At 43.1% G+C, this 15,051-nt stretch carries 11 protein-coding genes and 1 pseudogene; 6 read left to right on the plus strand and 6 right to left on the minus strand.

Annotation, left to right across the window (positions count from 1 at the left end):
- Complete coding sequence (locus CJF29_RS08565) at positions 1–1,128, plus strand: glycosyltransferase family protein (RefSeq protein WP_074556413.1); 1,128 nt, start codon at positions 1–3, stop codon at positions 1,126–1,128.
- Complete coding sequence (locus CJF29_RS08570) at positions 1,125–1,307, plus strand: type II toxin-antitoxin system HicB family antitoxin (RefSeq protein ID WP_004297339.1); 183 nt, start codon at positions 1,125–1,127, stop codon at positions 1,305–1,307. Before CJF29_RS08565 ends, CJF29_RS08570 begins: the two co-directional genes overlap by 4 nt.
- Before the next feature lie 95 nt (positions 1,308–1,402).
- On the opposite strand, the gene CJF29_RS08575 is transcribed toward CJF29_RS08570, so the two are convergent.
- From CJF29_RS08575 to CJF29_RS08585, 3 genes are read right to left on the minus strand one after another with little or no spacing between them, the layout of a single operon-like run.
- Positions 1,403–3,559, minus strand: a complete 2,157-nt coding sequence (locus CJF29_RS08575) for a S46 family peptidase (protein WP_074556414.1) — start codon at positions 3,557–3,559, stop codon at positions 1,403–1,405.
- Complete coding sequence (locus CJF29_RS08580) at positions 3,560–5,719, minus strand: S46 family peptidase (RefSeq protein WP_176553124.1); 2,160 nt, start codon at positions 5,717–5,719, stop codon at positions 3,560–3,562.
- Between the two features lie 32 nt (positions 5,720–5,751).
- Positions 5,752–6,996, minus strand: coding sequence for an anaerobic sulfatase-maturation protein (locus CJF29_RS08585; protein WP_099146414.1), 1,245 nt, complete (start codon positions 6,994–6,996; stop codon positions 5,752–5,754).
- Between the two features lie 157 nt (positions 6,997–7,153).
- Between CJF29_RS08585 and CJF29_RS08590 the strand changes: the two genes are divergently transcribed.
- On the plus strand, positions 7,154–7,888 hold the full coding sequence (locus tag CJF29_RS08590; protein ID WP_074637391.1) for a DUF4369 domain-containing protein: 735 nt from the start codon (positions 7,154–7,156) through the stop codon (positions 7,886–7,888).
- Between the two features lie 8 nt (positions 7,889–7,896).
- Here CJF29_RS08590 and CJF29_RS08595 read toward each other — a convergent pair whose 3' ends face one another.
- Complete coding sequence (locus CJF29_RS08595; RefSeq protein WP_004297350.1) at positions 7,897–8,655, minus strand: lysophospholipid acyltransferase family protein; 759 nt, start codon at positions 8,653–8,655, stop codon at positions 7,897–7,899.
- 120 nt (positions 8,656–8,775) lie between these two features.
- Here CJF29_RS08595 and CJF29_RS08600 point away from each other — a divergent pair, with 120 nt between their 5' ends.
- The 3 genes and pseudogenes from CJF29_RS08600 to CJF29_RS08610 form a co-directional block, all read left to right on the plus strand.
- The gene (locus CJF29_RS08600) at positions 8,776–10,029 is read left to right on the plus strand and encodes an exonuclease SbcCD subunit D (RefSeq protein ID WP_074637389.1); all 1,254 of its coding nucleotides are present in this window, start codon (positions 8,776–8,778) and stop codon (positions 10,027–10,029) included.
- Positions 10,026–12,893: an AAA family ATPase gene (locus CJF29_RS08605; RefSeq protein WP_099146415.1), complete on the plus strand. Its 2,868-nt coding sequence runs from the start codon at positions 10,026–10,028 to the stop codon at positions 12,891–12,893. The genes CJF29_RS08600 and CJF29_RS08605 overlap by 4 nt, the downstream gene beginning before the upstream one ends.
- Before the next feature lie 511 nt (positions 12,894–13,404).
- Positions 13,405–13,449, plus strand: a pseudogene (locus CJF29_RS08610) (hypothetical protein); the annotation flags it as partial.
- Positions 13,450–13,521: 72 nt separating this feature from the next.
- Here CJF29_RS08610 and CJF29_RS08615 read toward each other — a convergent pair.
- Both CJF29_RS08615 and CJF29_RS08620 read right to left on the minus strand, forming a co-directional pair.
- A complete protein-coding gene (locus CJF29_RS08615; protein WP_074556420.1) occupies positions 13,522–14,034 on the minus strand; it encodes an RNA polymerase sigma factor in 513 nt (170 codons plus the stop codon).
- A gap of 68 nt (positions 14,035–14,102) precedes the next feature.
- The gene (locus CJF29_RS08620; RefSeq protein WP_099146416.1) at positions 14,103–15,005 is read right to left on the minus strand and encodes a vitamin B12 dependent-methionine synthase activation domain-containing protein; all 903 of its coding nucleotides are present in this window, start codon (positions 15,003–15,005) and stop codon (positions 14,103–14,105) included.
- Positions 15,006–15,051 lie beyond the last annotated feature (46 nt).

Consider the following 15,051-nt stretch of genomic DNA (forward strand, 5'->3'; position numbering starts at 1 on the left):
ATGAAATTCTTATTTGTTGTTCAAGGTGAGGGGAGAGGGCACTTTACACAGGCTATCACCCTCGAAGAAATGTTATTGCGCAATGGGCATGAAGTAGTGGAAGTCTTAGTCGGGAAAAGCTCGACACGTACTTTGCCGGGATTTTTCAATCGGAGTATTCATGCACCGGTGAAGCGATTCATTAGTCCGAACTTTCTGCCTACGGCAGATAATAAACGGGCGAACCTGACGAAAAGCTTTGCATACAATTTATTAAGATTACCGGAGTATCTTCGTAGCATGTATTATATAAATCAGCGGATCAGGGAGACAGGGGCGGAAGTTGTCATCAACTTCTACGAGCTTTTAACCGGACTTACCTATGCACTCTTCCGTCCCTCCGTTCCGTATATTTGTGTTGGACATCAGTATCTGTTTTTACATCGTGATTTCGAGTTTCCGGATAAAAATTCGTGCCAGTTATGGATGCTGCGTTTCTTTACCCGGATGACCGCTCTAAGATCTTCGAAGAAACTGGCTTTGTCTTTCCTGGAAATGGAACAGGATGATATGAATCAAATAGTGACCGTTCCTCCATTGATTCGTCAGGAAGTGACCGCTATCCGTCCGGAAAAGGGTGATTATATTCATGGATATATGGTTAATTCCGGGTTTGCCGATAGCGTAGAGAGCTTTCATGCGAAGCATCCGGAAGTCCCTTTAACTTTTTTCTGGGATAGATCGGATGCTGAAGAGGTGACACAGATTGACGAAACATTGAGTTTCCATCAAATAGATGATGTGAAGTTTCTTAATGCTATGGCGGGTTGTAAGGCTTATGCCAGTACAGCAGGCTTCGAGTCTATTTGCGAAGCAATGTATCTTGGAAAACCTGTATTAATGGTTCCGGCACATATTGAACAAGACTGCAATGCCTATGATGCAATGAAAGCGGGGGCAGGAATAATCAGTGATTCCTTTGATTTGCAACCGTTGCTTCGTTTTGCAGGAGAATATACTCCGAACCGTCATTTCGTTTATTGGGTTCGCAGCTGTGAACGTCGGATGATCCGTGAACTGGAGAAACTGGCAGCTTCACATTCAGAAATAACTTCAATACCAATATTCACTAATTATTTACCAATATGAAACTAAACAGAACGGATTATGTGCTTGAACGCGCATCAGATGGTGGCTATTATGCCTGGTTGACTGTAAATATGCAATGTAATGCTTATGGGGAATCTCCTGAAGAAGCAGTTCAGAATTTACAGAATATAATGAATGAGATGATTGACGAGATGTATATGGTAGAAGAGTTTATATAAATTGAGAATTGAGAATTAAAAATTGAGAAATATGATGCCCAGTGGCATGACTTTTATTTCTCAATTTTTAATTCTCAATTCTCAATTTACTCAATTTACTCAATGCTAAGTTCGTCGATGATATGAGAGGCTCCTGCGTATTTATCGATGATAAACAAGGTATAGCGGATGTCAACACAAGCGGCTCGCTGCGATGAAGGACGGAAAGCGATGTCTCCTGTTAAGCCTTCAAAGTTGCGGTCGAAAGCAGTTCCAACCAGCTGACCTTTACTGTTAAATACCGGGCTGCCGGAGTTTCCTCCTGTATTATCGGTGTTTACGATAAAGCAGACAGGCATTTCACCGTTTTTGCCATAACGTCCATAATCCTGGGAGTTATATAGCTCTTTTAGTTTTTGAGGCACTACGAATTCCCAGTTTCCCTGATCTTCTTTTTCCATCACACCTTTGAGGGTGGTATGAGCATCATATACCACACCGTCAGCCGGTTCATAAGAAAGCACCTGGCCGTATGTCAATCGTAAAGTAGAGTTCGCATCCGGATAAATTGGCGTTCCTTTTTCCTGTCTCATGTCCATCATGCCTTTCACCCATACTTTATGAGCTGCGTCATAGTTCTGATTGGCTTCTTTCATGGCAATGGCTGTTTTCAGAATTCCGTCGGTAACAGAATATTTGAATAGTACCATCCAGTCATATCCTATTTTATACAAACTTGGTTTCTTGATAAACTTCTCAAAGTTTTTAGGATTGCCGAAAATGGAATGTTCGAAACAGGCATCAACGAAGGCGTCAATACTTCCCTTGAAACGAGAATTGATGATTTCGAAGATGTTGATTCGTTGTTCTGCAGGAATGTAGTTGGCATAAGTTTTCAGCATTTCTTTCGCTACCATCCGTTCTACGTCCGGGAAGGGGACAGATGCAAAATACTTATCTCCTTCTTTCTTCAGTTTTAGTTTTGCTTCTTTTATCAGCTCTTTATCTTTCGATTTCAGAGCGGTAACCAATTCTGTCGTGGAAGGGATACGCATAAAATCAAGGGCGGTGACCAATGCTTCATTGATAGCTTGCTGATGATATAGCGCATCGCGTCGGTGAGATACAATAGAGCGAATCTCATCAAAGGCTTTCTGATACGAATCATCTCCCTTCTCACGGCCGCGGGCTAATAGTTCTTCTTGCTGTGCACGTTTGGTATCCAGTACATTGAGGCGTATCAGTCCTTCATTCATGCCGATTGCATTTTTCCAATAATTGGCCGAAGAAGCATATTTGCTTGCATAATGAATACGCACTGCCGGATCTTTCAGCATTTGCTCCATAAGTACTTTCTGACGGGCTCCGCGTACATGCTGGCGCATGAAATTGGTCGTTTGCATCCGTTCTTCCACTTCGTCGGCAATCATATACCGCCAGTTACGTCCGGGGAATCCCATGACAAAGGTGAAATCTCCTTCCTGAACTCCGGTGAGGCTGATCTTCAGATGTTTTTTCACTTGCAGAGGAACGTTGTCTTTAGAATATTCTGCCGGTTTTCCATTCTTGTCCGCGTAAATACGGAAGAGAGAAAAGTCGCCTGTGTGACGAGGCCACATCCAGTTGTCGGTATCAGCTCCGAATTTACCGATGGAAGAAGGAGGAGCCCCTACCATACGAATATCACTGTATACTGTTTTGATGAACAGATAATATTTGTTTCCTCCATAAAAAGCCTTGAGCTCCAACTTTGTTGCAGGAGTTATTTCTATATTCTCCGCTTTGGCAAAACGTTCTGCTACGTTACCAAGATAACTTGGAGATAGATAATTAACACCATCCGGGTCCGGATCTTTTTTCAGTTGTTCGTTGACGTAATCGGTCACATCGAGAATCCGGTCGATAAAAGTGACGGTCAATCCCGGAGTAGGAAGTTCCGCATCACGGTTCATAGCCCAGAAACCATCTGTCAGATAGTCATGTTCTACATTACTATGTTGCTGGATAGCTCCATAACCACAGTGATGGTTAGTCAGTACCAGTCCTTCGGAAGAGATAACTTCTCCCGTACATCCTCCTCCGAAGTGTACAACAGCGTCTTTTAGAGAAAGACCATTTGCGTTGTATACTTCCTCTATCGGAATTTCGAGGCCAAGTTCGCGCATGGCAACAGCGTTCTGTGCTTTCAGATCGGTTAGCATCCACATGCCTTCGTCGGCGTGGATGCTAAGAGTTGCCAGTGAAAATAGGACAAATAGGATTTGTTTTCTCATTTATTCTACGATTGTCATTTCATTGATTAGGTGTCCGCAGTTTCCTAACTTTTCCAGAATGAACAGGACATAACGGATATCCAGGTTAATACAACGTTGTAGGTTGTTGTCGAAATTGATGTCACCGCTTAATGATTCCCAGTTGCCATCAAAAGCACAACCGATCAGTTCTCCGTTTTCATTCAATACCGGGCTGCCGGAGTTACCACCGGTGATGTCGTTGGTCGACAGGAAGCAGACAGGCATATCACCATTTGGCAAAGCATAACGGCCGTAATCTTTCTTTTCGATCAGTTCTTTCAGTTTGGCAGGTACAACGAATTCACGGTCTTCCGGATTTTCTTTTTCAAGAATACCTTTAGTGGTCGTATAGTAGTTGTAGTGTACGCCGTCTTTCGGATCATAAGGTTTCACGTTACCATAGGTCAGACGAATGGTGAAGTTTGCATCCGGATAAGAAGGTACAGGCAACTTCATTTCACCTAGACCACGGATATAAGTTTTGTGCAGCAAAGCTAGTTCCCGATCCATATCCTTGAGCTGGGAAGTCAGTGTATCCATCAAGTCGTATTTAGACTGGCAGTATTGCAGTGCCAGATCATTGTCAATCGCTTTCACTGAAGGCTTCTTTGTAAACTTCTCGAAGTTTGCCCGGTTGGCAAAAATAGAGTTGTCATACATATCATCAACGAATTTGTTATAATCGCCTTTATATTTCTGCTCAATAACCTTATAAATAGAAGGACGTTGGTTTGCCGGAATCATTTCAGCATATAAGGGGAACAAGGCTTTCGCTACGTTGCGGTCTACTTCATGATCGTAATCTTTGTTATGGATGCTTTCGTAAGTGCTTTCCAAGGCTTTCATGCGTGCTTCGATTACAGAATCGTTTTTCTCAAGCAATGCTTCGCGTGTTTTAGCCAACATAATATTGCCAAATTCGATAGCTCCGAAGAAAGTCTCTCTCAAACAGGTGTACTGATAGTTGAGAGGAGTTGTCTTAGCTACCAGGTCATCAATATTCTTCACTACTGCTGCATATTCAGCATTGTTTTGTGCTTTTGCAAACTCTGCGAATTTGGCTTCTTGTGCAGCTTTTGTTCCCAATACATCATTATCGATGATGGCCTTATTCATGCCGATGGAGTTTTTCCAATAGTTGCTGGAACCCGCATACTTGTTAGCATATTGAATACGGATTTTGTCACTGGCATTCATTACCTCTTTCAGGACAGCCAAACGTGCACCACGAATACGGATACGTGGATCGTTTTCCGATTCCATACGTTCTTTTACTTCTGATACAGTCAGGTAGCGGCTCGTACTTCCGGGGAATCCCATAATCATTGCATAATCTCCTTCTTTCAATCCTTTGATAGAGATAGACAAATGTTTCTTGGTTTTCAGTGGGACGTTGCTCTCGCTGTATTCTGCAGGTTCACCATTTGCATCTGCATAAATACGGAACATGGAAAAGTCACCGGTATGACGCGGCCACATCCAGTTGTCTGTTTCACCACCAAACTTACCGATAGAAGAGGGTGGAGCGGCTACCATACGTACATCCGGATATATTTTCTTATAGAAAAGATAGAATTTATTTCCGGCATAGAACGGAAGAGCTTGCGGAATAATTCCTTTTTTGTCTGCCAGATCACTTTTAAAATAAAGATCATGAGCCAGCTTTTGAAGGAATATATTGCTGAATGATTCGGATTCGGTGATTTCTTTCGCCGCAATCTTGGCATTGACAATATCCGTAATATCTTCGATACGTTCGATAAATGTAAATTTCAGTCCCGGAGTAGGGAGCTCTTTGTCTCTGGAAGTAGCCCAGAAACCGTCAGTCAGATAATCGTGTTCAACACTACTATGTTGTTGGATGGAAGCGTAGCCACAGTGGTGATTGGTTAGAATCAAACCTTCGGGTGAGATAATTTCTCCGGTACACCCTCCTCCGAATATACCTACAGCATCTTTAAGAGAAATGCCATTCGGATTATATAGGTCTTGTGCTTCCAGTTTTAATCCCTGTTTTTTCATCATGTCTATGGAGTGTTGCTGTTGCATCAGTTGCAATAGCCACATACCCTCATCCGCTCTCACGGAACATACAAAAAGCGCGGTCAGCGCTAATAGATAAAGTCTTAATCTGTTCATTATTAAATGATAAAATTACAATATATGATTGGTTAGTATTCAATTTTTAAATCTCCGTTTTTCAGTGCTTCCATGATATTAGCAGGAGGGCGTTGATTCATCAGTTCGTTTTTCATAAAGTCCATATAAGGAGCTACATGCTTAAAGAACTGATAATACCCTTTGCATAAGTAATTTAACCCCGGTTCGCCTTCAGCCGTTTGGCTGAAACGATTTTTCGGGCATTCTCCGTTGCAGGCAAACAGGAACTCACATTCCTTGCATTGAGTAGGGAGAGACTGATATTTCATGTTCCCGAAATTGTGCTGACGTTCGCTATGCATCATTTCCACCAGAGTTTTACTGTAAATGTTACCTAATTTATATTCGGGGAATACAAAGTGGTCGCAAGAATAAACATCTCCGTTGAATTCCATCACACCGGCATGACCACAGGTCTTTGCCATTGTGCATATACCAGGTTGTTCGCCCATCCAATTCGCCAAAGTCGAATCGAATATTTGTACGTAGTATTTGCCTACGTCTTCTTTCACCCATTCGTCGAAAAGAGCACAAAGGAAGTTGCCCCATTGCTCCGGGGTGATCGAAAAATCAGCAAGAGTTCCGGCTTTATTTTCTGCAAGAGAAGCGAGGTGACGACCGTCTTCATGTGAGAGAATACGTTCAACGATAGGAGCGAACTGGATATACTGGCAACCGATTTCTTTAAAGAAATGGTAAAAGTCTAGTGGGTAGTCGGCATTGAAGTCATTAATGACTGCCATCGCATTCCATTCCACCCCATGTTTTTTCAAAAGATTGATGCCTTGCATCACTTTCACAAAAGAGGGTTTTCCCATTTTGTTTTTGCGATACTCGTCATGAAACTCCTGGGGACCATCGATAGAGACTCCTACCAGCCAATTGTTTTCACGGAAGAATTCACACCATTCGTCGGTGAGCATGGTCCCGTTGGTTTGGATGCAGTTGTCGATCGTTCGTCCGCGGGCATACTTCTTTTGTAGTTCCATTGCCTTTTTATAGAAGGAGAGCGGTCGCATCAGCGTTTCTCCTCCGTGCCAGGTGAAAAGCACCTGTGGCATGGTTTGTGAGTTAATGTACTCGTCGATAAACTTTTCCAGAAGTTCATCGCTCATTACGTGTTTCGGATTGTCTTTGTATAGGTTGGCCTTTTCCAAATAATAGCAGTAATCGCATGCTAGATTACATACGGCACCTACAGGCTTTACCATTACATAAAGCGGTTTGGCAAAAGGGGCAAATGTTGATGTTTTCATGACTGCAAAATTAGATAAACTAAATGAAAAAAAGAGCCTTGTACCTATGTTTATAAGGATTATTAAAGAAAAGAGTCTTACAAGATTTAAATATTGATAAAATGTTTCTTTGAATTCTGAATCAGTTGTACCTTTGTACCCAGAATTTAATGAATAGATGAACGTGAATAAAATTTTGCCTTTTTTACTTTTGCTTCCGTTTTTTGCTTCCTGCACCAGTAAGTACAAGATTGAAGGAACCTCTTCAGTGAATAGTCTGGATGGAAAGATGCTGTATCTTAAATCCCTTCGGGATGGAGAGTGGGTGAAGCTGGATTCAGCTGAAGTAGTGCATGGTCTGTTCTCAATGAAAGGGAAAATAGATTCCGTACAGATGGTGACACTTTACATGGATGAAGAAAGCATTATGCCGATTGTGCTGGAAAGTGGGAAGATAACAGTTACCATTAGCAATACGGACCTCAAGGCAGTCGGAACATCTTTAAATAATGCACTGTATGAGTTTATCAGCAAAAGAAACCAATTGGAAGAAAGCATTGGTGAACTGGAGCAGAAGGAAACCCGTATGGTACTGGATGGAGGCGATCTGGATGAAATTCACGGTCAGTTGGTGGTGGAAGGAGACTCACTGATGAAAGCGATGAATCAGTATGTAAAAACGTTCATCTCCGATAATTATGAAAATGTGCTGGGACCCAGTGTGTTTATGATGCTCTGCAGCTCTTTGCCTTATCCGATTATGACTCCGCAAATTGATGATATAATCAAGGATGCTCCTTATTCTTTTAAAGATAATAAGCTGGTTAGAGAATTCCTGTCTAAAGCAAGAGAAAACATGAAGTTGATAGAAGAACATCAACGATTGGAACAAAATGCTTCAACAAATAAGTAATATTAGTTTTATCGGTCCTGATCTTCGTTTTTCACCATTCCCTTGTATTGTTCCGGCAGGGCACTTTCAACCGCAGCGTAAGCCTCTGCCATGGTTGCCTTGATATTTTCCATTCCTTTCCCTTTGGGCGGAATCGGTTCATGAATAGTCAGAATCATGCGATGACGGTGTATCCATTTGCCTGTGCGTGGCAGAATTTCGAACGAGCCGTCAATGGTGACGGGTACAACCGCCAACTGTAAATCATCAGCCAACTGGAAAGCGCCTTTCTTAAAGTATCCCATGTGTCCTGTAAATGTACGCGCTCCTTCAGGAAAGACAACGAGAGAAACCCCATCTTTCAATGAGTCTTTTGCCTGCCGGATTGTTTCCAATACTTTTTTAGGGCCGGATCTGTCTACAAAGATATGTCCTGCACTTTCACAGGCTTTTCCTACAAACGGCAGTTTACGCAGGCTTTTTTTCATCATCCACTTAAAGTTTCTTCCGATGAAGCCATAAATAAGGAAAATATCGAATGAACCCTGATGATTAGGTACGAAAATATAGGAAGTTTTGTCATGCAATTTTTCACGTCCCTCAATCTTCACGGGAATCAACAGAAACAGACAAATTAATTGTGACCAAATCTTCCCCGGATAATATCCCCAGATGTGGGCTCCTCCCAAGAGAGAACCTACAATAGTGACGATTGCCGTGAGGATGGTCAACACTAATAAAATAGGCAAAGCGATGCAAATCTGATAAATATAATACAGTATCTTCATAGGGTTGGATTTTTATCCTGCAAATATACATGATTATTGGTAAAAAAGAGGGGCAGATGTGATATAATCTTTTCGATTGTGTTATTTTTGCCTCTTGTTATTAGAGATAGTTACAAAATTATGATACGTATATTGCATACTGCCGACTGGCATCTGGGACAAACCTTTTTTGGTTATGATCGCACGGAAGAACATGAAGTATTCCTGAATTGGCTGGCAGAAGAAATTCGTCAGAAAGAGATTGATGCATTGATTATAGCCGGAGATGTTTTTGATGTTTCCAACCCTTCCGCTGCATCCCAAAGCATGTATTATCAGTTTATTTATCGGGTGACAGCGGAGAATCCGTATTTGCAGATTGTCATTGTTGCCGGCAACCATGATTCGGCAGCACGCCTGGAAGCTCCTTTGCCTCTGTTGCAAGCTATGCGGACGGAAGTCAGAGGGGTAGTTCGCAAGCTCGAAGGCGGAGAGATCGATTATGACCATTTGACTGTAGAACTGAAGAACCGGCAAGGGGAAGTAGAATTGCTTTGCATGGCAGTTCCTTTTCTGCGTCAGGGAGATTATCCGGCCGTGCAAACGGAAGGTAATCCGTATGCGGAAGGAGTTCGCGAACTTTATGCACAACTTTTGCAAAGATTATGGAAGCGAAGGACGGAGAATCAGGCGATTCTTGCCATCGGTCATTTGCAGGCCACAGGATCGGAGATTGCAGAGAAGGATTATAGCGAGCGTACTGTGATTGGCGGGTTGGAGTGTGTATCTCCGGAAGCTTTTTCCGAACAGATAGCTTATACGGCATTAGGACATATACATAAAGCGCAGCGAGTGTCCGGAAGAGAGAATGTGAGATATGCCGGAAGCCCCATTCCGATGTCTTTTGCCGAGAAACATTATCATCATGGAGTCGTGATGGTGACTTTCGACGGAGGCTGTGCGGTGGATATTGAACGGTTGGAATGCCCGAAATTAATACCTTTGGTGAGTGTGCCGAATGGAGAACCCGTTTCACCGGAAGCTATCTTGAAAGCCTTGAAGGAACTACCCGAGACAGAAGCCGTAGCTCCATATCTGGAAGTAAAGGTATTGTTGGAGGAACCGGAACCCATGCTTCGGCAGGAGATTGAAGAGGCACTGGCAGATAAAAACTATCGGTTGGCGCGTATTGTTTCTACCTATCGCACTGATATCGGAAATACGGTGAAAGAAAATGAAAACTGGAAGAGGGGGTTGCAGGAGATGTTTCCCTTACAGATTGCACAGTCTGCCTTTGAGAAGATTTATCAGGTGGAAATGCCTGTAGAACTGACAGGTTTGTTTGAAGAGGCCTATTTGGCTGCTACCCGTAAAGAAGAGGAGGAAGAAGAATGAAAATACTAGCTATACGATTGAAGAATCTGACCTCGATAGAAGGGACGGTAGAAGTGGATTTTATGGCAGAACCATTACATTCTGCAGGTATCTTTGCCATTTCAGGACCTACCGGTGCAGGTAAGTCTACTTTATTAGATGCCTTATGTCTGGCATTGTATGATAAGGCTCCCCGCTTCGCTAGTTCAGTGGAAAATGTGAACCTGGCAGATGTGGGAGATAATCAGATTAATCAGTCTGATGTTAGAAATTTGTTGCGCCGGGGGACAAGTGATGGTTATGCGGAAGTAGATTTTTTAGGTATTGACGGACGGCGTTACCGTTCTCGTTGGTCGGTGAGGCGGACAAGAAACAAGATAAACGGTTCTTTGCAGCCACAAACGCTGGAAGTGAAAGAATTGGATACGGAGAAAGAATTTCAAGGTACCAAGAAAGAGTTGTTGATTCAGTTGGTGGAGTTGGTTGGCCTGACGTATGAACAGTTCACCCGTACAGTATTATTGGCACAAAATGATTTTGCTACATTTCTGAAATCAAAAGGGGCGGCAAAAGCAGAATTACTGGAGAAGTTGACAGGAACCGGCGTGTATTCCCGGATTTCTCAAGAGGTCTATGCCCGGAATAAGGCGGCACAAGAAGAGGTGACCTTGATTCAGAATCGAATGAATGTGATCGAATTGATGCCGGAAGAAGAGCTGCTTGCTCTGCAAAAAGAGAAAGAACTATCGACTGAAAAGCGTGCGGCAGGGATTAAACTGCTGGCAGAACAGAATGAACAACTGAATGTGGTTCGTTCATTAAAAATACAGGAAGAACTTTGTAAGAAAAAGCAGCAGGAAGAACAGGAGGAACAGGCTAGGGAGAAAGTTCTGCAGGGTGCATTGGCTTCCCAAGAGGAAGGATTGGTGCATTTTAAGGCACAATGGGAGGCCATACAGCCAGACTTGAAGAAAGCACGTCAATTGGATGTACAGATACAGTCTCAACAAAGCAGCTATATACAGTCGCAGCAGATTTTACAAGCGGCTAACAGGCAGGTGGCGGAGCAGGAACAAAAAATGCGAGTGGCTGCGGAACAATTACAGGTGTCTTATTCTTCTCTGAACCGCTTATTAAGCCATGTAGGGATAGAAGAAGCACTGCAACTTGAACAGGTGGAAGAGATTCTACGGCAAGAAGAAAGTAAACTGGCTGCCGCTACCAGTACGAATGAGGAACGTTTGTTGCGCTTAAATTCTTTCGGATATCCGTTATTGGCCGAAGAACAGGTGAAGTTGCAAAAAGAGTTGACTCGTCAGCAGAATATCAGGCAATTAACGGAAACGCAGACGAAAGCAAAGACGGAAATAGAAAGACTGGAGAAAGAAGTGGCCAATTGTCTGAAACAATTGACGGAGCAAGAAACCGCATTGAAAGTTACTCAACGTCTTTACGAAAATGCACGTATGGCAGTGGGAAAAGACGTGAAAGCATTGCGCCGGCAATTACAGGAAGGGGAGGCTTGTCCGGTTTGCGGTAGCACAGCGCATCCTTATCATCAGGAACAGGAGGTGGTAGATACTCTTTTCCGGAGTATAGAGCAGGAGTATAATGTAGCATCAACCAACTATCAGCAGATGAATAACCGGAGCATTGCTCTGCAACGTGATTTGGCACATCAAAAAACGGTGGACGGACAAATCGGAGAACAGTTGGCAACATTATATAAAGCAGGGATTGAAGCCGGAAACGAAGAGCAGATACAACATCGTTTGGCGGAACTGGCAGAACGTATTTTGGAATATCGCAATCTTTACGCAGAATGGCAGCGCGGCGATGAAGAAATTAAAAAGATGCGTGCACATTGTGAAGCCCTCCGTGAGAATGTTTCTCTCTGTCGTTTGGTTATGCAGAAAGTATCGTCAGCCAAAGAACAGCTGGTAATTTTACAGAATGCTGCTTCGGCCGAGCTAAAGAGATTTGAAGTGATAGAAAAAGCGCTGAATGTGCTTCGTCAGGAACGTTCGCAACTATTGAAAGGAAAAAGTGCGGATGAAGCGGAAGCTGTCGTAGCAAAAAGAGAGAAAGAGCTGAATCTCGCTTTGGAGAAAGCGCGTAAAGAAGTAGAGGCGGTACACAACCGGCTTTCCGGTTTGCAAGGAGAGATGAAGCAAATTGCACTGGCTATAGGAGAGTTGCAGGAACAGTATAAAAAGATAGAGTCTCCCGAACTGCTTCCCGAAATAATAAAGAAGCAACAAGAAGAAAATCTGAATGTCGAACGTGCCCTCTCTACCATGGAAGCCCGCCTGCTACAACAAGCAAAGAATAAACAGACCGTGGAACAGATTGCGAAGGAACTGGCAGAGAAACAGACGGTTGCCGAACGTTGGGCAAAATTGAATAAACTGATTGGCAGTGCGGATGGGGCGAAATTTAAAGTGATTGCTCAAAGTTATACTTTGAATTTGTTGCTGCTTCATGCCAATAAACATTTATCTTATCTCTCTAAACGTTATAAGCTACAACAGGTGCCCGATACGTTGGCACTTCAGGTAATAGATTGCGATATGTGTGATGAAATACGGACTGTATACTCTCTTTCAGGAGGTGAATCGTTCCTGATTTCTTTGGCACTAGCTTTAGGTTTGTCTTCCTTGTCAAGTAATAATCTGAAAGTTGAATCTCTTTTTATTGACGAAGGTTTCGGCTCTTTGGATGCGGAAAGTTTGCGTACAGCCATGGAAGCATTGGAGCAATTACAGATGCAGGGACGGAAAATAGGAGTCATCTCTCATGTGCAGGAGATGAGTGAACGGATTTCTGTTCAGGTGCAGGTACATAAAAAAGTGAATGGAAAAAGTGTGCTTACCGTGGTGGGGTAAGCACACTCCTTAGCCTACTGTATATGAATTATTCAGCTTAGATTCTTTTACATTAATTCGTTCAGTTCGCTTAAATTCTTCTTGATTTCGTGGATACGATTTAAGAACTTCTTGCGGTAAATCCATAAGATCAGGCCCAGTCCTCCGCCCCATAATAGGATGAAGAAAACTATCATACCCATTCCATATTGCCACACTTGCCAGTAGATAAATGAAAGTATAGCCAGGACTAGGAGGAAGGCAATAGCAATCAATCGTTCCCTGATGGTCCATCGATGGATACGGTTCACGCGGCTGATTACTTCTACCAAAGGCATCTCGTCTATTTGTGTCCGTTGGAGGAAACGGGTGGTGACGATATCCCAGCAAAGAGCAGGAATCCATGCGAAAATGATAATGATATAGATCGGGTTCAATCTGTTGTGCAACAGTACTTCCGCTAAAAATAAGATCAGTATCGGCAGAGAAATCAGGATAAGCTTGATGTTCAGGCTGGCAATGGCGTGGATACCTTTGTCCGCATGCCTTATCAGCTTTTCAAGCTCTTCTTCTTTAATGAACTTTTTGTCTTTCAAGTGTTCATCCAGGGCATTCCAAGATTTTTTTAGTTCTTCCAGTTCCATATATCTTATTCCTCCTTTTTCATTCTTTTAAGTTTGTCTTTGATACGACTTAGTTTGGTCGCTACATTGGTAACCGTCAGTCCGGTGATTTCTGCTATTTCTTCGTAACTCTTGTCTTCGAGATAAAGCAGGATAATTGATTTGTCGAGCTGTCCCAGTTGGTTGATCATCTGATAGAGCTGTTTCAGCATTTCGTTGATCGGGTCGTGTGCTTCTATGGCCCAGTCGGTATCTTTGGTGAGGCTGACTATTTCCGGCACATTCTTTTCTTTACGATAGAAGCTGATACAGGTGTTGAGGGCAATACGGTAAATCCAGGTGGAAACCTTACATTCTTTTCTGAATTTGGGATAGGCTTTCCAAAGGTTTAATACCACATCCTGATACAGATCATTGAGAGGAGCATTGGGATTGGCATACAGATAGCATACCTTATAGATCACTCGTTCATATTCGCGGATCACCGACAAAAACTCTAGCTCAATAGGGGCGCTGACCTCTGTTGTTTGTTCTCTCATGGAGTCTATGATTACTTTTCTGGTTAGTTAGTCGTGAGAAAAGAAGAAAAATCACAGGAGAATAAAGGCTATTGAAGATTGGCTGCCAGAAATTTACACATTTCTTCGATGCTTTTTCCCCGGCGGCGGGCATAATCTTCGAGTTGGTCTTGTCCAATCTTTCCGACGGAGAAGTATTCGGAAGCAGGATGCGCGAACATAAGTCCGCAAACAGAAGCGTGCGGGTACATAGCTCCGTTTTCGGTTAGTGAAATGCCTATCTGCTTCATATCCAATAGTTCATCCAACAGGAAGTTGACAGATTGATCCGGTAAGGACGGGTAACCGACAGCAGGTCGGATGCCTTGATATTTCTCGACCAGTAAATCCGCTATGCCTAAATTCTCGTCTTTGGCATATCCCCATGCTTCTTTGCGTACATATTCATGCATCTTTTCTGTTGCTGCTTCTGCCAGTCGGTCGGAGAGAGTTTGGACAAGCAGGTGTTTATAAGGATCCTGTTCGTACAATCCTTCCATGTCCGCATCAATGGAAGAAGCAAAAGCACCGATGGTATCCGGGATGCCGGAAGAAATCGGACGGATAAAGTCGCTTAGACAAAGAAAAGGACTACCATCTCTTTTCGGCGTTTGTTGGCGCAGTAAAGGAAAGGTGATGAACCGGTCTTTTTCTTTCTCAATAATCAGGTTATCCCCGTCAGAGTTTGCCTTGCAAAGCTTGAAGATGGTCTTTACTTCATAATCCCGGTCAAGCAGATCGAGCATCCGATTGGCTTCTTTGAATAGCTGCATTGCTTCGGAAGCTTTATTACGCTCTTCTTCCGGGAAAGTTGTCAGCCACGAAGCACGGCAGGCATCACATCCGTGAATGTTGGCGATGGCTGCAAAACGCGGTTGGAAACCCCATGCGTGGAAAAAGTAAATCCAGTTGATGTAGGGAGTGACTGTATGTATTTTATAAGATAAAATCATAAATTATGCAATTAAATAGGAGTTTAATGGCGGCAACGTAGTGCCA

Origin of the sequence: Bacteroides celer (genome assembly GCF_002632415.2) — a bacterium.
In the GTDB taxonomy this organism is placed as follows: Bacteria; Bacteroidota; Bacteroidia; order Bacteroidales; family Bacteroidaceae; genus Bacteroides.